The sequence below is a fragment of the Mesorhizobium sp. B1-1-1 genome (genome assembly GCF_006442955.1).
Lineage (GTDB): Bacteria > Pseudomonadota > Alphaproteobacteria > Rhizobiales > Rhizobiaceae > Mesorhizobium.
Window position 1 is genome coordinate 31684 of sequence record NZ_VFWW01000008.1, and the last position, 20519, is coordinate 52202.

Annotated in this window: 15 protein-coding genes; 4 read left to right on the forward strand and 11 right to left on the reverse strand. The window is 63.7% G+C overall.

All coding sequences use genetic code 11. The annotated features are described in order from the left end of the window. Positions 1-205: 205 nt before the first annotated feature. The 11 genes from FJ986_RS17550 to FJ986_RS17600 form a co-directional block, all read right to left on the reverse strand. Entirely contained in the window at positions 206-1051 is an 846-nt protein-coding gene (locus tag FJ986_RS17550; protein WP_140564158.1) for a DUF1194 domain-containing protein, read from the reverse strand. Positions 1052-1153: 102 nt separating this feature from the next. Then, positions 1154-3715 carry an FAD-dependent oxidoreductase gene (locus tag FJ986_RS17555; protein ID WP_140675241.1) on the reverse strand — a complete coding sequence of 854 codons (2562 nt, stop codon included), beginning with the start codon at positions 3713-3715 and terminating at the stop codon, positions 1154-1156. A gap of 148 nt (positions 3716-3863) precedes the next feature. Continuing rightward, positions 3864-4622 (reverse strand): FkbM family methyltransferase, encoded by a 759-nt coding sequence (locus FJ986_RS17560; protein ID WP_140670271.1) that lies wholly within the window; start codon positions 4620-4622, stop codon positions 3864-3866. Then, the gene (locus FJ986_RS17565) at positions 4619-5851 is read right to left on the reverse strand and encodes a DUF2029 domain-containing protein (RefSeq protein ID WP_140670269.1); all 1233 of its coding nucleotides are present in this window, start codon (positions 5849-5851) and stop codon (positions 4619-4621) included. Before FJ986_RS17565 ends, FJ986_RS17560 begins: the two co-directional genes overlap by 4 nt. An 11-nt stretch (positions 5852-5862) precedes the next feature. Then, on the reverse strand, positions 5863-7293 hold the full coding sequence (locus FJ986_RS17570; RefSeq protein ID WP_224681054.1) for an aspartate aminotransferase family protein: 1431 nt from the start codon (positions 7291-7293) through the stop codon (positions 5863-5865). A gap of 105 nt (positions 7294-7398) precedes the next feature. Then, positions 7399-8406, reverse strand: coding sequence for an NAD(P)-dependent oxidoreductase (locus FJ986_RS17575; RefSeq protein ID WP_140670265.1), 1008 nt, complete (start codon positions 8404-8406; stop codon positions 7399-7401). Further along, entirely contained in the window at positions 8403-8852 is a 450-nt protein-coding gene (locus FJ986_RS17580; protein ID WP_140521117.1) for an EamA family transporter, read from the reverse strand. Before FJ986_RS17580 ends, FJ986_RS17575 begins: the two co-directional genes overlap by 4 nt. Positions 8853-8975: 123 nt before the next feature. Further along, positions 8976-10328: an FAD-binding oxidoreductase gene (locus FJ986_RS17585; RefSeq protein WP_140670263.1), complete on the reverse strand. Its 1353-nt coding sequence runs from the start codon at positions 10326-10328 to the stop codon at positions 8976-8978. 2 nt (positions 10329-10330) lie between these two features. Beyond that, the gene (locus tag FJ986_RS17590; protein ID WP_140670261.1) at positions 10331-11764 is read right to left on the reverse strand and encodes a UbiA family prenyltransferase; all 1434 of its coding nucleotides are present in this window, start codon (positions 11762-11764) and stop codon (positions 10331-10333) included. 205 nt (positions 11765-11969) lie between these two features. Further along, entirely contained in the window at positions 11970-12233 is a 264-nt protein-coding gene (locus tag FJ986_RS17595; RefSeq protein ID WP_140521120.1) for a hypothetical protein, read from the reverse strand. A 154-nt stretch (positions 12234-12387) separates the two neighbouring features. Then, positions 12388-14877, reverse strand: a complete 2490-nt coding sequence (locus FJ986_RS17600) for a mechanosensitive ion channel family protein (RefSeq protein ID WP_140675243.1) — start codon at positions 14875-14877, stop codon at positions 12388-12390. Positions 14878-15319: 442 nt separating this feature from the next. Between FJ986_RS17600 and FJ986_RS17605 the strand changes: the two genes are divergently transcribed. Genes FJ986_RS17605 through FJ986_RS17620 form a run of 4 tightly spaced genes read left to right on the forward strand, consistent with a single transcriptional unit; the run spans position 15320 to position 20500 of the window. Next, positions 15320-16579, forward strand: coding sequence for a sarcosine oxidase subunit beta (locus FJ986_RS17605; protein ID WP_140675246.1), 1260 nt, complete (start codon positions 15320-15322; stop codon positions 16577-16579). Between the two features lie 54 nt (positions 16580-16633). Beyond that, the gene (locus tag FJ986_RS17610) at positions 16634-16930 is read left to right on the forward strand and encodes a sarcosine oxidase subunit delta (protein WP_140516363.1); all 297 of its coding nucleotides are present in this window, start codon (positions 16634-16636) and stop codon (positions 16928-16930) included. Then, on the forward strand, positions 16927-19920 hold the full coding sequence (locus FJ986_RS17615; RefSeq protein ID WP_140675249.1) for a sarcosine oxidase subunit alpha: 2994 nt from the start codon (positions 16927-16929) through the stop codon (positions 19918-19920). Before FJ986_RS17610 ends, FJ986_RS17615 begins: the two co-directional genes overlap by 4 nt. Beyond that, entirely contained in the window at positions 19913-20500 is a 588-nt protein-coding gene (locus FJ986_RS17620) for a sarcosine oxidase subunit gamma (protein WP_140559599.1), read from the forward strand. Before FJ986_RS17615 ends, FJ986_RS17620 begins: the two co-directional genes overlap by 8 nt. Positions 20501-20519 lie beyond the last annotated feature (19 nt).

Genomic DNA, 20519 nt, shown 5'->3' on the forward strand with positions numbered 1-20519 from the left:
GTTTCCTCGGTTTGACCGCGTCACCCCGCCCGCCGGATGGCGCGGCAAGATCAGTTTGCCACTGCTTCTGCCGGACTGGCAAGCCTGGAACAGTTCGGCATTTCACGGAAACGCCGAACCGCTTTAACTATTTTTTTCAATCAATTCCAAAGGGAAAGCGTTACGCGCGTACCGGCAAAGCGCTATGCGCTTTTTCTGGAATTTCTCAGCGGCTATCGAGCATCCAATTGCGGTTGCGCCACATCTTTTCGCCGACCAGGCAATCGCTGGTTTGTTCGGCCTGCGCCAGCACCACCGGCGGACGATTGGCCTGGTCAACCGACCGCGGCGAGGCCGGGCCGGCGAGCTCAAGCACAAGCTTGCGGCGGATAGCTTCGGGAAACTGCGTCCAGTCGTTGACCGGAACCATGAAGGCTCCGGGACCGCCGATGACGCAGTCGCTGTAATAGCGGTCGAGATCGTTGACATCGTAGGCGCTGGTGAAACCGCCGCGGGTCATCAGCGGCAAGCCGTTTATGACGATGCCTTGCTTGACCACCTCGTCGCGGATGATATCGACCGGCGCGCCCTGGTTGTTGGGGCCGTCGCCGGAAATATCGATGACCCGCTTCGTCCCTTGAAAGCCACTTTCTGCGAAAAGGTCCGCGCCGAATTCCAGCGCGCCGGAGATAGACGTGCGCCGCGCGCTGTTGGGAGGCTGGGCGGACAGCCGCGCCACCACCTGCTCGGCGTCGGCGCGAGTGGAGATCACCGTCCACGGCACGATGACGTGCTGCGAGTTGGTGCCAGCCCATTCGACATAAGTAACGGCGATCCTGCCATAAGCGCCGGCGGCGATGGCTTGCAGCACATGATCGTGCGTCAATGCAGCCGCGTAGCCGCGACGCTGGATCTCGAGCTCGTCCGCCGACATGGACAGCGAGACGTCGACCGCCAGCACCAGTTCGACGTCGACGGGTTCGTCCGCGAGCGACACCGGGGCCAGCCACAGCATCAGCGCCAGGGCGGCGGCGCCTGAAAGCAGATGTCTTGCGCGAGCAAAAGCAGACATGCCGCAGGGTAAGCCAGAATCGCCAGCCGAAAAAGAGAAAAGCCCGACCTTGGCCGCCGGGCTTATCCAAAAATTTGCTCACGAGTCCTGCTGGGAGGTTGCCTAGCTTCTCGGCTTCAGATTCTCCGGATCGTAGAGCGGCTTGTAGCCGACACCAGCGACTTCGACCGGATAGGTCTCGCCGAAATACTCCACCTTCAGCTTGCGGCCCTCTTGGGCATAGGCCCATGGCAGATAGGCGAGCGCGATGTTCTTGCCGATGGTCGGGCCGTAGGCGACCGACGTGGTGAAGGAACGGCGGCCGAGTTCGTCGACCAACGTCTCGCCGGTCTCGGGGTCCAGCACCGGCATCGTGCCCACCGGATAACGCGCCACACCCTTGGAATCGGTGTTTTCGGTCATCACCAGCGTGCACAGCATCGCCGGCTGGTGCTCGCGGGCGCGGTATTCCAGGTGCTTGGCCTTGCCGCAGAAGTCGTTCTCCTTGACTTTCGGGCGGGCAAGATCGGCCTCGAGCAGGTTGTACTCGGTGAGCAGATCGGCATTCTGCAAACGCAGGCTCTTTTCCATGCGCCGCGTATTGGCATAGGTCTCGACGCCGAACGGCATGACGCCGGTCGAGCGCAGCGCATCCCAGACGGCCAGGCCGTCCTCGTAGCGCATGTGCAGTTCCCATCCCTGTTCGCCGACATAGGAGATGCGGAAGGCGGTGACGTCCTTGCCGGCGATCCGGATCGGCTTGATCGCGGCGAACGGGAAATTCTCCAGCGCAAGGCCCTCGGGATTCTCGACCACCTTTTGCAGGGTTGCTCGCGCGTTCGGGCCCCAGATGCCGATGGTGACGTATTTTTCCGTCACATCGGTGATGGTGACATCGAAACCTTTATCCTGCGCGGTGCGGCGCATGTACTGGAAGTCGCGCGGGCCGGCGTCTGCGCCATCGATCAAACGGCAGCGGTCGGCCATGCGGATGACCGTGAAGTCGGCGCGCACCATGCCTTCCTCGTCGAGGAAGTGGGTGTAGATGCCCTTGCCGATATTGTTGTCGCCGCCGATCTTGGCCGCGCACAGCCACTCCAGCAGCGCGACGTGGTCGGGTCCCTCGATGTCATACATCGAAAAGTGCGACAGGTTGACGATGCCGCAGTCTTCGCTCATCGCCAGATGCTCGGCATTGGACACGCGCCAGAAATGGCGGTTGTCCCATTCGTTCTCGCGCACCGGCACCCGGTTGGCGTATTTCTCCAGAAGATGCTCGTTGGCGGCATAGCCGTGCGCGCGCTCCCAGCCGCCCAGCTCCATGAAATAGCCGCCGAGTTCCTTCTCGCGCTCCCAGAACGGCGAGCGCCTGATATTGCGGCCCTTGGAGAAGGGCTCGCGCGGATGCACGGCAGGATTGTAGACCTTCATCGCCGTCTCGGTGCAGCGATCCCAGATGAACTGCTCCTTGGTCTGGTGCGGATAGAAGCGCGCATAGTCGATGGCGTGATGGTCGATCGAGGTGCGGCCGTCCGTCATCCAGTCGGCGATGAGCTTGCCCATGCCGGGGCCGTCCTTGACCCAGATGGCGACGGCATACCACAGCCCCCTCACCTTCTGGCTCTCGCCCATGGACGGACCGCCATCCGCCGTCACCTGCAGCAGGCCGTTGAAGGAATGGCTTTCGTTGTAGCCGAGTTCGCCCAGGATCGGCGTCAGTTCCATGGCGCGCTCCAGCGGCGCCAGGATCTGCTCCATGTCGAGGTCGCGCTGCGAAGGCGAAAGCCGGGCCTGGTCCTTCTCGAGCAGGTCGCGCGGATGGCAAAGGCGTGGATTGGTCTCTTCGTAGTAACCCCACTCGATCTGCCCGCCCTCGGCGGTCTTGGGATCACCGGTGTCGCGCATATAGGCGGAATTGCCCTGGTCGCGCAGCAGCGGCCAGCCGATCTCCTTGCCCGTGCCAGCGAACTCGTTGTAGGGGCCGAAGAAGGTGAGCGGATGGTCGATCGGCATGACGGGCAGGTCCTCGCCCACCATCTCGGCGATCAGCCGCCCCCAGATGCCGGCGCAGACGATGACGTAGTCGGCCTCGATGGTGCCGCGGTCAGTCACCACGGCGCTGATGCGGCCGTCCTTGACAACGAGCGACCGGGCCGGCGTGTTGGCGAAGGATTTGAGCTTGCCCGAGGCTTCCGCCTGGTCGACGAGCTTGCCGGCGACCGTCTGCGAGCGCGGGATGACCAGGCCGGCGTCGGGATCCCACAGGCCGCCCTGCACCATTGCCTCTTCGATGAGCGGGAATTTCTCCTTGATCTCGGCCGGTTCGATCAGCCGGGCGCGCGTGCCAAAAGCCTTGGCCGAGGCGATCTTGCGCTTGATTTCGTCCATGCGGCTGTCATCGCCGAGGCGCGCGACTTCGAGGCCGCCGATGCGCGCGTAATGGCCCATCTTCTCGTAGAAATCGATGGAGTAGAGCGTCGTCCAGCAGGACAGGAAATCGTGGCTGGTGGTGTAGCAGAAGTCGGAAGCGTGCGCCGTCGAGCCGATGTCGGTCGGGATGCCTGATTTGTCGATACCGACAATGTCGTCCCAGCCGCGTTCGATCAGGTGATGGGCGATCGACGCGCCGACAATGCCACCCAGGCCGATGATGACGACCTTCGCCTTGTTCGGAAACTCTGCCATTGCCCGCGACTCCAGGTGCTGTTGCGGGCGGCGTCGGCGCCCGTCTGATCGGCGCACAATATGCAGACGACGATGAGCGCGCTACCGCCTGTTTGCGACACGCCGCGAATGCGTCGCGACCCGATTTGGATCAGGAAAATCGCTGCCGTCAGGCGAAGGCCCAGATGTCCTCGGCCTGGAAACCGACCTGGTAGCCGGCGGTCTTGAGCTTGACCACGATCTGGCCGATCTCCGGAGCGGGCAGTGCGCCGACCTCGACCTTGATCATGCCCGGACGGTAGCGTTGGAGATCGAGTTGCTCGAAGACCATCCAGTCTGCGCCCTCGCAATCGACGAGGAAGGCGTCGATATGGCTGATGCCGTTGCGGTCGAGCAATGTCTGCAAGGTCTCGGACGGCACTTCGATGTCCCTGAGATAGGGCGCGAATTTGTTGAAATTCACGTCATCCTCGCCCCAGGCATTCTTGCCCGACATCAGGTTGGTGTCGGTAACCGAGGAGCAGCCGATGAACTCGATCGGCAGCGTGCCGGCCTCGAGCGCGGCGGCATCGAAGGTGTGGACGGTGATCGTCCCCCTTGTTTTCGTGACGGCAACCGGCTCGATGATGAAGCGGCTGGTATCGGGATAATTGGCGCGCAGGCGCTTCTGGTTATAGGGGATCGGCTCGACCAGCAGGGCACGGGCGCCCGGTATGCGATGCAGCCACGGCGTGACGTCGTCGAACAGGGCGCCGTCGCAGGCACCGACATTGACCATCTGGAAAGGCCGCCTTGTCCCGCCGAAGCGCGCTTTCAGTGCCGCCCCGGCCAGGAATTTCGTGCCGCGCAGCGACGGACCGCGGTCGAGCAAACCAGCCGGAAGGCCAAGCGACAGCGCGATGCGCGTCAGGCTGGATAGCGAACTCATGGCGTGTCTCCGGGAATGGCATGCAAGGCGGCGCGGTGCTGGCCGCGGGCGATCGTCGCCCACAGCGCCATGAAAGGGGCGGCCAGCAGCAGGAATGGCGGGACCAGATGCGGGAAATAGATGCGCGTGTCGTGGATCGGGAAGACGGTGAATTTAGCCAGCGCGCCGAGCACGAGCGCCGCGAACAGAATGCCGGCGCGTCGGTTGATCCGGAAGCCGGCACGGCCGACCGCGTACCAGCCGGCCAGCGCCAGCACCGAGACGCCGACCCAGCTGTTCAGGTTGACGGCGCGCAGCAGCGATGCGGCAAATGCCTTGAGATAGGCAACGACGGAGAACGGCGGCTCGAACCCGTCCATATTGTAGTGCTGCTCGACGCTGGAGAACCACAGATGCGGCCACCAGCCAGGATGATGCGCCCAGTGCGAGATGGCGAAATAGGCGACGAAGGACGCCGCAAAACCGACCAGCGCACCCCATGCCTGCTGCCGGAAGGCGATGAGCAGAACGGCGAAAACGGCAAGAAAGACAATATTGTCCGGCCGCACCATGAAGGCGAGGAAGAGCAGGATCGCCGTCGCCGCCTCGCGGCCCCTGACATAGGCGTAAAGCCCGCCGAGCAGCAGCGCCGAAGTCAGCAGATCCGGCGTCGAGGCGCGCGCCGCATCGCCGAAATCGGCCATGATCAACACCGCGCCGATCACCGGCGCCAGCGCCAAGGCCTTTTCCGAGCGCAGCCAGAGCAGCGTGATCGCGCCGAACAGCAGCACCGAGGCTACCTGCACCAGCCGCATCGCCTCGACCGGCGACATCGCCGCGCTCAGCGTCGACAGGATCTCGGCGTAGAGGAACTTGATCCGGTACATGCCGAGCAGCGAATGGAAGTCGGCGGCATTCTCCGCCATGTGGCTGCGGAAGCCGCCGCCATCATCGGTCAGCGTCTTGTAGTCACCTGCCGAGACCCCGGCCTTGACGGTGTTGTAGGCATAATCATGCAGCGCCTGCGCATCGGGGTATGTGCCTTCCTCTGATATGGCGAGATAGGGAAGCATGTCCCAATTAGAATCGGGCATCAACCAGGCCGTCAGCGCCGTCAAAAGGATGTAGAGCGCGAAAGCCGCCGCGCCGATGGGTGCCGCCAGCCGCGCATAGGTCCCCTCACCCCACGCCAGGCCGGCCGCTGTGAGCCGGTCGAGCGGGTTTTGCGGAGTGGGCGACTTGGTCAGCATCGTCGTGGGGCTCAACGAACCTGGCTTTTGACGAAATCCTTCACGATTCCCACAATGCCGCGCGACAAAAGGCTGTCGAAAGCATCGACAAACCGGTCGACATGCTCGCGCTGGCAGATCAGCGGCGGCTCGAGCCGGATGACGTTGCGGTTGTACTCGGTGAAGGCGACGAGCACGTCATAGTCACGCAGCAGCAGCGCGCCGACGAAGCCCGACAGCGAGCCCTTCAGCTTGTCGTCAAGCACGCTGACCACCGGCCGCAACACGGTCGGCAATGTCTGCGAGAAATCATGGAACTCGAGCCCGATCATGAGCCCCTTGCCGCGGACGTCCTTGATGATCTTGGGGTATTTGTCCTTCAGTGCCTGGAGGCGCTGCAAAAGGTACTCGCCGGTAGCGGCGGCATTGTCGATCAGGCCCTCGTCATAGAGAACGTTGAGCGCTTCGATCGAGGTGACGCAGGCCTCGCCCATGCCGCCGAAAGTCGCCATGGCATGGATCATCGCCGTCTTCGGCGTGCCGTAGGCCTTCATATAGATCTCGCGCCTGGCGACCATCGCGCCGACCGCCGCCTTTCCGCCGCCGAGCGACTTGGCGAGCGCCGTCACGTCGGGAACGACGCCATAATGTTCGAAAGCATAGAAGCGGCCGGAGCGGCCATAGCCGCACTGCACTTCGTCGGCCACCCACAGCACACCGTATTGATCGCACAATGCGCGCAGCTTCTGCCAATATTCCGCGGGCGCCTGGATGATGCCGCCGCCGCCCTGGATGGTTTCCAGCACGATGACGCCGATCTCGGGATCGGCGCGGAATGCGCGCTCGACCGCTTCGATGTCGGCGAACGGAATCCGGACCGCATTGTCCGCCACCTTGAAATCGGCGCGGTAGAGCTGGCCGTCGGTGATCGCCAGCACACCCTTGGTCTTGCCGTGGAAGGAATTCTCGGCATAGACGATTTTCGGCCGCTTCGGGCCGGCGGCACGCTCGGCGAGTTTTACCGCCGCTTCCATCGCTTCCGAGCCGGACGAGCCCAGAAACACCATGTCGAGATCGCCGGGCGAACATTTGGCGATGTTGTGGGCCAACGCGGCCGCATATTGCGACATGAAGGCGATGGCGATCTCCTGGCGCTTCTCCTCCTGGAATTTCTTGCGCGCTTCGAGGATGCGCGGATGGTTGTGGCCGAAGGCCAGCGAACCGAAGCCGCCGAAGAAATCCAGGATCTTGCGGCCGTTCTGGTCGATGTAGAACATGCCCTCGGCGCGCTCGATCTTGATCTTGTGGAAGCCGAGCAGCTTCATGAAATGCAGCTGGCCCGGGTTGAGATGCGCCTTGAACAGGTCGGTCATCGCAGCGACGTCCATCGCCTTGGCCTGCTCGACGCTGATCAGGTCAGGCTTGGCGATGGTGGCTGGCGACAGCGCCGGCGCGCTGACCATGGTGCGCGCGCTCGCCTGATCGGGCTTGGCCATGACGGTCATTTTCAATCTCCTGTCCGCGCGCAGGATCGGGGATCGTGCGCAGATGAAACTGTTGGCGGGCTGCTATTCGGCGGGCACATGTTTGGCGGCGACGGCGTGGCCGGCCTTCCTGGCGCGGTATTCGCTGTAGGCGGCGATCAGCATGTCCTCGTCGCGATGTTGCGGCACCCAGCCGAGCTGGCGTCCCGCTTTAGAGACGTCGAGCACGCACTCCTCGTCGGCGATCAGATATTGCTCCGGATCCATGATCGGCAGGTTCATGAGGTCGAGCAGATCGAGCGTGCGCTTCACCGCCCAGCCCGGCGTCGGAATCAGGATCGATTTCGAACCGGCATGCCTGATCAGGTCGCCGAGCAATTTCCTGACCGGCGGCGGGTTGAGCGAACCCAGATTATAGACCTCGTTCGGTACGCCGGCTTTCCAGGCCGCGCGGGCAGCTTCCGCACAATCGAAAACAGAAATGAACTGGTATGGATTCCGGCCCGAGCCGATCATCGGCACCGGAAGGTTCCAGTCGATCAGCTTGAACAGTTTTTCAAGGATGCCGAGCCGGCCGGGACCGATGATCAGGCGCGGACGAAACAGCGAGATCGACATGCCGCGCTTGCGCCATTCGGCGGCCAGTTCCTCGGTCATCTGCTTCGACCAGCCATATTCGCCGAGCGGCGCGACCGGATGTTCCTCGGTCATCGGGAAGGTGACCGTATGGCCGTAGATCATGTCGGTCGTGTAATGCACGAGCCGGGGCGCGCCGGCCTTGTCCATCGCCTGCATGATATGCTCGGTGCCATGGAAATTGACCGGAAAGAAGAAATCGTGCCGCTTGGCGCGCACCTGGATCGGCGACAGCATCTTTGCCGACAGATTGTAGATCATGTCGTCGGCCTTCAGCCCAACCGCCGCCACCGATGCGGGATCGGTCACGTCGCAATGGATGAAGCCGACGTTGCGATAATGCGCCAGGTCGCTCTTGACGATGTCGGCGACGACAACCTCCTCGCCATCCGCCACGAGCTTCGGGGCAAGGTGGCGACCGACAAAGCCGTCGCCGCCGAAAATCACATGTCTCATCGAACGATCTCGCTGGTGCCGATCTTGTCGGAGGTGATGGAAACGGTCTGCTCGTCATGCCCGTGGTCACCCAGGTCTCGGCCGCTTTGGGCGATTAGCACTGTGCCCACGCAGATGCAGCCGATACCTGCGATGCGCCAGCCATTGAGGTCCTCGCGAAAGACGAAATAGGCGAAGACCGCGACGGCGACATAGGCGAGGCTAAGGAACGGATAGGCAAAGGAAAGCTCGACCTTGGACAGCACGTAGAGATGCGAGGCCATGGAAATGACGAAGGTGCACAGGCCGAGGAACACCCAGGGGCTGAAGACGATCTGCAACAGCCTGATAAGCGGGTTGGCGCCTTCGAACGAGATCGGCCCAAGCGACATCATGCCTTGCTTCAGCATCAGCTGCGCGGCCGCATTCGTCATGACCGTAAAGAGAATGAAGACGATATATTTCATGTCAGCTCACCCACCCGTGACGCCTTCTATTACAAACCCGAAAAGATTTCGTGAACTCACAAGGACGTTTTGAGTAAATCTTCTCGTTAACCGATCGCTAACCACGATCCATTTCAATTTTATCTATTCCGCGGCCTCGGCACCCCGTCTTCGCAGGTCGATGTTTTTGGCTGTGCGCGCCCAGAAGCCGGACATGAAGGCCGGGTCGCGCTGCGCCTCCAGCCGTGACCACTCCGGAAAGGACGCGGCGAAGGTCGCGGCGCTCATACGCGCATCCTTGTAGGGGTTGACTGCCCCGCCGGCTCCGATGGCGATGCGGTCGAGTTCGTCCAGCAACGCCAGGGTCGCGGCTCCCCTGTTGGGGAAATCCAGCGTCAGCGTGTAGCCAGGTCGCGGGAAGGAGAGCAGCGCCGGGGATCGGACGCCGCCGAAGCGTTTCAGAACAGTGAGGAACGAGCTCTGCCCGGCCCGCCTGGCAGCCGCGAGCAGCATCGGCACCGCTTCACGCGCGGCTTCTTCCGGCACAACGCTCTGGTGCTGGAACAGCCCGTTCGGACCGTAAAGCCGGTTCCAATCGCGCACGCCGTCCAGCGGGAAGAAGAAGCCCTGGTAGCCGACCTGGCGCGGCGCGGCAGAGCGGCCCTTCCGCCATCGGTAGGCCGCATTGAAGGCGCTCAGGAACGGCCGGCTGAGCACATTGAAAGGCGGCTGGAACGGCACCGCGAAATTGCTGCCGGCGCGCGCGGCGGTATGCGAGCCATGCTCGGCGTGATTGCCCGTGAACAGCAGGCCGCGCCCGCTGCGCCGGCCGCCGGCGAGCTGATCGATCCAGGCGACCGCATATTCATTGGCCTGGTCCGCCGCCTCGGCCAGCTCGAAAAATTCGCCCAGGTCGCGAAACGGTGTCACCTTCTCGATGATGTCGAGGGAATGCACCCGCATCAACCGGATCGAGGCCGACAGGATCAGGCCTGTCAGCCCCATGCCGCCGATCGTCGCCCGGAACAACCGCGGATTGTCTGTCGCGGAGCAGCGGTAGGTCCTTCCATTGGACCGCAGCAGCGTGAAACTTTCGACATGGCAGCCGAACGTGCCGCGCCGGTGATGGTTCTTGCCGTGGACGTCGTTGGCAATGGCGCCGCCGAGCGTGACGAACTGCGTGCCCGGAACGACTGCCGGGAAGAAGCCGTAGGGCGCGGCGTGGGCAATGATGTCGGACAGAAGCACGCCCGCATCCGCTTCGAGAAGGCCGATCTCGGCATTGAAGGCGCGGATGCGGTTCAACGGCCGCATGTCGACGACCGCGCCGGCCTCGTTCTGGCAGGAATCGCCGTAGGATCTGCCATTGCCATAGGCAAGCAGCGAGGCGTGCCTGGCCTGGCCGCCCTTCAGCAGCACGATAGCATCATCGACGCCGATGGCGTGGGGCGCGGGCGGCGTCGCGCGCCCGAAGCTGTCGAAGCGCTCGCCGGCCATGTCTACCAGCCCCCGATCACCAGCAGCACGGCGCCGATCAGCACCACGATCTGGCTGCGCCAGTCGCGGATGATGAACACGACCGGATCGTCATGCATCTCATCGCGACGCGCCAGGATCCAGACCCGCATGGTGAGATAAAGCACGATCGGCGGCAGCGGCCAGATCAGCCAGGGATGCGGGTAGAGCTCACGCACTGCAACACTATCCATGTAGAGCGCCAGCACCAGTGCCGAGGAGAAGGCCGAAGCCATGCCGGCCTGGGCGACGATCTCCTGGTCCTCGGTGCGATATCCGCGCCCGGCAATGCGCTCGCCGGGTGGAATGGCCGTGGTGCGCAATTCGACGAAGCGCTTCACCAGCGCCAGCGACAGGAAGAAGAAGATCGAGAAGGCGAGCAGCCAGAACGAAACCTCGACGCCGGTCGCGGCCGCGCCCGCCAGAACGCGGATCGTGTAGAGGCCGGCCAGCGTCAGCACGTCGACCAGCAGCATGCGCTTGAATGACAGCGAGTAAGCCGTGGTGACAGCCATGTAGCCGCCGAGCACGGCGAGGAATTCGGGCGCCAGAAACAGTCCTGTGCCGATGCCGATCGCCAGCAGCACCGCGATCGCGCCGATCCCGAACGGGATGGAGAGCGCGCCGCTGGCGAATGGCCTGTGACGCTTGGTGGCATGCTTGCGGTCAAGCGCCAGGTCGAAGAAATCGTTGAGGATATAGATGGCCGACGCCACCGCGCTGAACGAGATGAACGCCAGCACGCACTCCCAGATCATGCCGGCGTTGAAATATTCGTGCGACAGCACCATCGGCACCGCGATCAGCGAATTCTTCAGCCACTGATGCACGCGCAGCATTTTGACGATGGTACGCAGTGTCGGTTTCGGCGCCGACATGGTTTCGGCGCCATGCGCAGCCTGCCAGCGCGCGGCGTGGCGATCCGGCGCCACCACGATCGCGCTGCGTGCCGCATCGAAAACCTTGAGATCATGGCGGCTGTTGCCGGCATAATCGAAGCCGCCATCGCCATAGGCCGCAATAAGCGAGGCACGCTTCTTGCCGGAAGTCAGATTGTCGACCCCGTCCGTCGCCAGCACCCTGTCGAAGACACCGAGGTGGCGAGCGATGGCGTCGGCGAATTTGCGCGGCGTGCCTGTCGCCAGCACGATCTTGCGGCCTTCGGCATGCTCGGCCCGTATGCGGTCGAGCAATGGCGCGCGGTAAGGCAGCGACGCGGGATCGATATCGACGCGCTGGGCGATGGCTTGCTTCAGCCGGGCCGGCCCGGCGGCGGCCCAGAAAGGCACGAGGAAAATGTAGAGCGGGTTCTTCTTGAGAAGGATGAACAGTCCTTCCCATAGCAGGTCGGTCGCGATCAGCGTTCCGTCGAGATCGACCGCAAGCGGTATTGCGTTTCCGTCGGACCGCGCGTCCATGTCGTCCTGCCCTGCCTCGAACCCGCCGCGCCGTTTGTCGGCGTCTTCGCAAGACGTATAGCGGGGAGATGGCGTAACGAACGTTAAAACGCCCGGTTGTGGGCGGCTGTCGCCGCGGTATTTCCGGCGTCATTGTTAAACAACCGCTACCGAAAACAATAAAAGGCCGGACAAATGTCCGGCCTTTCAAGGCATGCCGTCGAAATTACTTGATGCGGGCGACGCCGCCCGAGATCTCGACCGTTTCCGAGCCGGTCAGGGCTTCGAGGTCGCCATTGGGCAAGGTGACGAAACAGCCATTCGGGCAAAATTCCACGGTTTCGCCGGCGGCCAACGCCAGGTCGGTCTTGCTGCCACCTTCCGTCACGATCAGCGTGCGGGTCTCGGCGTCCTTGTTGACCGCGCTGGCGGAATGGGCCGAGCCGCTCACGGCGAGCAAGGCGACGGCAGCGACGAGAGACTTCCACATGTGCAATATCGGTGTTCCCACCGCCTCTGTTGCATTTCGCAAGGCATTCTCGCCTTTGCATGGGAGCTTATATGAGATGGAAGCTGAACCGCAACTGAATGCCGCATTCATGCCGCAATTGGTTTCGACGGCCTGAAACCTTCCGATCGCCGATCTAATCCGGATCAGGTTTCTTCGCCTTGCGTCCTGATCTGGCTAGACGTTTGGCCTCGGCCGCGGCTTCCGCCTTTGCCCGTTCCTGCTCGGCGAAATCGGCCTCGATCTTGTCGTCGTCGGTCGGCCAGGCCTTCGCATGCTTGGGCTCGACGACCGCGCGTGGCGTCGAGGGTATCTCGATATGCTGGTCGCTGAACGTCTCCAGCACGGTGAAGCGGATATCGTTCTGCACGATGTTGCCGTTCATCACATCCGCCAGGAACAGGCGGATCTCGAATTCCAGCGCGGCAGGCCCGAAATTGGAAAACAGCACGAAGGGTTCGGGGTTCTTCAGCACCAGCGGATGACCGCGGGCGATCTCGAGCAGGACGGCGTGCACCTGCTTGACGTCGCTGCCATAGGCGACGCCGACCTTGATGTCGATGCGGCCGAGCTTGTTGCGGTGCGTCCAGTTGCCGACGGCGTTGTTGATCAGGTTCGAATTGGGCAGGATCACCGACTGCCGCTGGAAGGTCTCGATCTCGGTGGCGCGCACGCTGATCTTCTTGACGGTGCCGCTGATGTCGCCGGCGACGATCCAGTCGCCGACCTTGAACGGCCGCTCGGCCAGCAGGATCAGGCCCGAGACGAAGTTCGACACCACGTTCTGCAGGCCAAAGCCGATGCCGAGGGAAAGCGCGCCGGCGACCAGCGCCAGGCTGGACAGATCGATGCCCGCCGCCGAGATGCCGATCAGTGCCGCGAGTGCCACGCCGGCATAGCCGACGGCCAGCCGGATCGAGTTGCGCACGCCCGTGTCGACCTTGCCGCGCGCCATCACCGAACCGTCGAGCCAGCCCTGGAACCAGCGCGTCAGGAAATAGCCGATGATGAAGACGACGATGCCCGAAAGGATGCCGGTGACCGAAATCGTCACCGAACCGATATTAATCCCAGTCGCCAGTTTGTAAGCCCAGGCCTGGATGTCGCCCGGTTGGAAGCCCCACATCAACAGGATCAGCGGCAGGAAGACCAGCACGATCATCACATTGATGGCGACGCTGACGACAAGGCCGAGCTGGTCGAGTGCGGTGTCCTCGTAGCTAGAATTGGCCGACAGCCAGCGCCCGACCGACGTGTTGGCGAAGGCGCCCTCGTCGCCGATCGCCTGTGCCGACAGGAAGCCGATATAAGCGGTGACGAGCGCCGTGCCGGTGACCACCACCTGCAGCGAGACGAACAGCGCAAGGCCGATATAGCCAAGCAAGGCGGCTATGATGGTGAAGAGTCCCAGAGCCAGCGCCAGGTAGCGCAGCCATGCCGGCCAAGGCCGCCAGCTGCCGTCACGGGCCTTGAACGGCCGCAGCATCGCCATCAGGATCAGGATGATGCCGACGACGATGGTGGCCACGAAACTGCGCGCGATCGTCAGCGACAGCGGCGATCCCATCTTGTCGTTGATGACGGACAGGAAGGTGTTGACGCTGATGACCACGGCCATGGCGGTAGTCAGGCGCACCAGCCAGCGCGCCGGGCCGGATTCGACCGGGATCAGGCGCCAGTTCGGCAGCCGTGGCTCGAGCGCCGCATTGGCCAGCCGATTGACGCAGAACACCACCCCGATGACCGTCGCCAGCGCGTTGAGGAAAAGGCCAATGTCGCCGCGCAAAACGTTGTAATAGTTGAAAAAGAAAATCGTCGACCCAAGAAAGGCGCCGACCGCCAGCGTCGGCAGCAATGTCGACCAGAAGGCCACCGACAGGCGGCTGAGATAGGACGGGTCCTCATTGGACGGATCGGCTTCGAACACCCGTCCAAACAGCCGCCTGCCGCCGACCAGAAGCACCAAGGCCAGCCCGAGCGCCACGAAGGTTGCCGCCAGAATGGCCTGGAACTTGAACCTGAAGGCGAAGCTCAGCCAGGACGAGACCGCCTTGTAGAAATTGCCGAACTCGTCGCGGGCGTCGGAAAAGACCTGTGGGCTCAGCGCATCCGACAGCACATAGCGCTTGGTCAGGAGATTGCGGAAAAGCGCGCTGCGCATGTTGCCGATCTTGTCGATCATCCCGCTGATGCGGATCGACAGCGTCTGCGCCTGCGCGATGACCGCGTTGATCTCGGCCTTTTCGGAGACCAGCGCCTGGCGCTCGGTGCCGACGATGTCGGGTTCCGGCGGCTGGCCTGCGGCGGGTGCCGGGCCAAGCTGCTCGAGCCGGCTGTTGATCTCGCTAAGGCGGGTGCGGAAGGCCAGCGCGCTGTTCAGCGATTGCCGCGACAGTTCCTCGAGTTGCAGGCGGATATCGACGAGAGTGGCGTCGTCGTCGCCGTCCTGCTGGATCTTCTTGTCGAAATTATCGGTCTTGGTCGTCAGGTCCTGAAGGATTTTCTGCTGGTCGGCGACCAGTCCGGCAGGCGCCTGGCCAAGCCCTTGCGCCGACGCATCGAACGAAAGCGGCGCCGAAACGACAAGCGCGAACATCAAGACGAGACGAAGCAATTTGAAAAACATGATTTGTTGGCGACTCAAGGCGGCAATGGCAATTGAATTTGCCTGTCCTTGATAAAGACGGCCATATCATGGGGCAAGCCGTCGCATCCGACCGCCAGGGCTCCGAACTCGGGGCAACAAAGACCTGACGACCGCCAGTCCCGTTGTGCCGGCAGCTTTGTGAGAGGAATTTTTTCTTGACTGGGTGAAGGCAGCTATGGTAGATATTCAGTCATGGTGCTGAGTTGCGCCAACGACCCGCCGCACAGGCGGGTTTTTTCGTTCAATGCTCCATCAACAGCGCGCCGGCGAAGGACCCCGTCACCCGGACTCGTCGCCTGATCCGACCGCACCTGCGCTGATCTGGAGCGTCGGCCAGTCGAAAGGCGATGGCGCAATATTGGCTTTGCGCGTGCGGCCTGCTCTATAGTCTGCCGCATCGCCCGAAACGGACATAATATCCATGGCAGAGTACTCGGCCCTTTCGCTGCTCGCGAACGCGCTCAAGGGAAACAAGGACTGGAAGCCGGCCTGGCGCAAGCCGGACCCGAAGGCATCCTACGACATCATCATCATCGGTGGCGGCGGGCACGGGTTGTCGACCGCCTATTATCTCGCCAAGGAACACGGCATCACCAATGTCGCGGTGCTGGAAAAAGGCTGGCTCGGCTCCGGCAATGTCGGCCGCAACACCACCGCCGTGCGCTCCAACTATCTGCTGCCCGCCAACACCCGCTTCTACGAGCATTCGATGAAGCTGTGGGAGAACCTGTCGCACGATCTCAACTACAACGTCATGTTCTCGCAGCGCGGCTGCCTGAACCTGGCGCACACGCCGGCCCAGTTCGACGACTATGCACGGCGCGGCAACGCCATGCGCCATCTCGGTGTCGACGCCGAACTGATGACGCCGGCGCAAATCAAGCGCCTGATCCCCGCGCTCGATATTTCCAGTGATGCACGCTTCCCCGTGGTCGGCGGCCTGATGCAGCGGCGCGCCGGCACCGCCCGCCACGACGCCGTGGCCTGGGGCTATGCGCGCGGCGCCGACCGGCGCGGCGTCGACATCATCGAGAATTGCGAGGTCACCGGCTTCCTGCGCGACGGCGACCGCATCACCGGCGTCACCACATCACGCGGTGACATCCGCGCCAAGAAGGTGGCGGTCGCGGTGGCCGGCAGCACCGGCCGGGTGATGCAGCTTGCCGGCATCGAGACGATGCCGATCGAGAGCCATGTGCTGCAGGCCTTCGTCACCGAATCGCTGAAGCCCTTCATCGATACGGTCGTCACGTTCGGCATGGGCCATTTCTACATGTCGCAATCGGACAAGGGCGGCCTCGTCTACGGCGGCGACATCGACGGCTACAACAGCTACGCCCAGCGCGGCAACCTGCCCATCGTCGACGAGGTGATGAGCGAGATGCTGGCGCTGTTCCCGGGGCTTGCCCGCGTGCGCATGCTGCGCTCCTGGGGCGGCGTCTGCGACATGTCGATGGACGGCTCGCCCATCATCACCACCGGGCCCCTGCCCGGCATGTATCTCAACTGCGGCTGGTGCTATGGCGGCTTCAAGGCGACGCCCGCCTCCGGCTGGTGCTTTGCCTGGACCATCGCCAAGGACGAGCCGCATGACCTCAACGCCCCCTTCACGCTCGACCGCTTCCATCGCGGCCTGGTGATCGACGACAAAGGCCAGGGCGCCAATCCCAGACTGCACTGAACAATATCTCTCCAAGCAAGGCTTCACCGAGCAAGGCTGCACCAGGAATATCCGATGTTGATCACTTGTCCCTATTGCGGCCCGCGCGACGTCATCGAGTTCACCTACCAGGGTGACGGCAACCGCGAGCGTCCCGACCCCGCCTCGCAGAACTTCGAAGCCTGGAACGCCTATGTCTATGACCGGCTGAACCCGGCCGGAGACCACAACGAGATCTGGCAGCATTCCGGCGGCTGCCGCGCGCATCTCAGGGTCGTGCGCAACACGCTGACGCATGAGATTTCCAGCGTCGCCTTCGCACGCGGCGATCACGGCCCGGTCGCGCGTCGCAAGGCGGAGGGCAGATCGTGAGCCCGCGCCGGGCCGAGACCGGCGGCCGCATCGACCGGCTGAAGACCATCCGCTTCACCTTTGATGGCGCGTCCTACACCGGCCATGCCGGCGATACGCTGGCTTCGGCACTGCTGGCCAACGGCGTCACGCTTTACGGGCGCTCGTTCAAATACCACCGCCCGCGCGGCCTCCTGACAGCAGGCGTGGAAGAGCCGAACGCGCTGGTGACGGTGCTGAAGGGCGAGGTTCGCGAGCCCAACATCGCGGCGACCATGGTCGAGCTTCATGACGGGTTGGTCGCCGTCAGCCAGAACCGTTTTCCCTCGCTGGCCTGGGACGTCAGCGCCGTCAACCAGCTCGGCGGCAAGCTCCTGTCGGCCGGCTTCTACTACAAGACCTTCATGGGTCCGGTGATCGGGCCGCTGAAGGGCACGCGCTTCTGGATGTTCTGCGAGCATTTCATCCGCCGCGCGGCCGGCCTCGGCCGTGCCGGTTCCGCCGCCGACCCGGCGCGCTATGAGCGCATGAACGCCTTTTGCGACGTGCTGGTGGTCGGCTCCGGCCCTGCCGGGCTGACGGCCGCCAAGGCCGCTGCTGATCAGGGCGCGCGCGTCATGCTTGCCGAACTCGATCCGCGTTTCGGCGGCTCTGCCAACTGGTCGAACGAGACGATCGATGACCTGCCGGCGGCCGACTGGGCCAGGCGAACCGTGGCCCAGCTCGAGGGTTACGACAATGTCCGGCTTCTGCCGCGCACCACGGTCTGGGGCTACTACGACAGCAATACGCTTGCCGCCCTTGAACGGGTCACCGATCACAAGGAGACACACGGCAAGGGCGAACCGCGCCATCGCTACTGGGCGATCCGCGCACGGTCGGTTGTGCTGGCCACCGGCGCTTTCGAACGGCCGCTTGTATTCCCGGGCAATGACCGCCCGGGCGTGATGCTGGCGCATGCCGCGGAGCGCTACGCCAACGAATTCGGCGTGCTGGCGGGGCAGACGGTCGCGCTGTTCACCAACAATGACAGCGCCTATCGCTGCGCCCTGGCGCTGAAGAAGGCCGGCGCAAGGATTGCCGCGATTGTCGATGTCCGTCCCGAGCTTTCGGGCGAAATGCGCAAGCTGGCCGAGGAGACCGGAGCCGAGATCTTTCCCGGCCATGCCGTGATCGCCACTGAGGGCGGCAAGGCGCTCTCCGGCGTCAAGCTGCAGCGCTTCGACATGGCCAACGGCACGCTCACCGGCGACGCCCGCAGCATCCATGCCGACTGCCTCTTGATGTCGGGGGGCTGGTCGCCAACCATCCATCTGGCCAGCCAGGCCGGCGCCAAGGCGGAGTGGAATGCCGCCCGACAAGCCTTCCTGCCGCCGAAGCCGACGCAGAACTGGATTGGCGCAGGCGCCTTCACCGGCAGCTTTTCCACCGCCGAAGCGATGACCGAGGGCCGCGCCGCGGGCCTTGCCGCGGCAGGCGCGCAAGCCACGCCGGCCGCACTGCCCTCGGTCGAAGCCGTAGCTTGCGATCCCGATCCGGCGCCGGTGTTCGAGATCAGGGCCAGCGGCAAGAGCTTCGTCGACTTCCAGCACGACGTGACGTCGGAGGACGTGCGGCTGGCGCACCGCGAAGGCTTCGTCTCGGTCGAGCATCTGAAACGCTACACCACGCTCGGCATGGCGACCGACCAGGGCAAGAATTCCAACGTCCCCGGCCTGGCCATCATGGCCGAGGCGCTGGGCAAGCCGATCCCGGAAGTCGGCACGACACGCTTCCGGGCGCCCTTTGCACCGGTTTCGATCGGATCGCTGGCGGCGGAGCGCTTCGGTGACCTCAAGCCCGAACGGCTGACGCCGATGCATGACTGGCATGTCGCCAATGGCGCGACCATGTATTCCGCCGGCCTGTGGTACCGGCCGATGATCTACGGCCTTGCCGGTGAGACGATCGAGCAGGCCTATGTACGCGAGGCCAGGGCAACGCGCGAAAGCGCCGGCATCGTCGATGTTTCGACGCTGGGCAAGATCGCGGTGCAAGGTCCGGACGCGGCCGAATTCCTCGACCGTGTCTACACCAACATGTTTTCCACGCTGGCCGTCGGCAAGGCGCGCTACGGGCTGATGCTGCGCGAGGACGGACTGGCCTTCGACGACGGTACCACATGGCGGCTCGGCGAACAGGATTTCCTGATGACCACCACCACGGCCAATGCCGGCAAGGTTATGCAGCATCTGGAATATTTCCTCGATGTGGTCTGGCCGGAGCTCAAGGTTCATGTCACCTCCGTGACCGACCAGTGGGCGGGTGCCGCGATCGGCGGGCCGAAAGCCAGGCAGATCCTGGCCGGCTGCGTCGCCGGCACCGCTGTCGACAATGCGGCGCTGCCGTTCATGGGCATCGTGCATGGCCAGATCGCTGGCGTGCCGGTGATGATCTGCCGGCTGTCCTTTTCCGGCGAAATGGCGTTCGAGGTCTATTGCGGCGCCGACCACGGCACGCATGTCTGGGAAGCGCTTATCGAGGCCGGCAAGCCGTTCGGACTGGTAACCTACGGACTGGAAGCACTGGGCACCATGCGCATCGAGAAAGGCCATGTGACGGGCGCCGAGATCGACGGCCGCACCACGGCGCGCGACCTGCATCTCGACTGGATGCTGTCGAAGAAGAAGCCGTTTATCGGCTCGGCGATGATGGACCGCGAGGGCCTCATCTCGCCCGACCGGCTGGAACTTGTCGGCCTGGTCTCGCTCGACAACAGGCCGCTCAACGGCGGCGCGCATCTCGTCGAGGAGCTTGACGAGTCCAACCCGCACGGCTCCATCGGCCACATCACGGCCTGCTGCTATTCGCCGGCGCTCGGCAAGCACATCGCGCTGGCGCTGATCAAAGGCGGCAAGGCCAGGCACGGCTCGCGCGCCCATGTCTCCGATCCGCTGCGCAACCGGTTCGGACCGGTCGAGATCGTTTCCAACCACTTCTACGATCCGGACGGGAGCCGCATGCATGGTTGAGCGCCTTTCACCGCTGGAACCGGAATTCCATGTCGGCTCGCACGGCAATTTCGAACATGGTGTCGAGGTCATCCTGACCGAGACGAGACCGGGTTCGATCGTGCAGCTCGCCGCCTGGCCGGGCGAAGAGAAGAAACTGATATCAGGCATCCGCGCCGTCACCGGGCTTACGTTGCCCGACGGTGCCGGCGGTGGCGCCACCAATGGCGCCAAATCGGCATTCGGTTTCGCACCGGGAAAGTTCACCGTAGCCGACGAAGCCGAGGGGCTGGCCGCGGCCTTCGCGGGCGTGGTGACCCCCGCCATCGGCACGGTGACCGATCTTTCGCATGGCCGCACCGCGATCCGCATCGCCGGTCCGAAGGCCGAATGGGTGCTGGCGAAGTTCTTCGCCATCGATTTCGCGCTGCCGGCCTTCCCGCTCGGCGCCGGCCGCTCGACCACCCATCACGATGTCTTCGCCCAGATCCAACGCACCGGCGGCGACCAGTTCGACATCTACGTCTTTCGCTCGTTCGCGCGCTCCTTCTGGAAGGCGCTGTGTCACGCCAGCGAGGAAGTCGGCTACGAGGTCCAGTAGGCTCGGGGTCGACGAATTC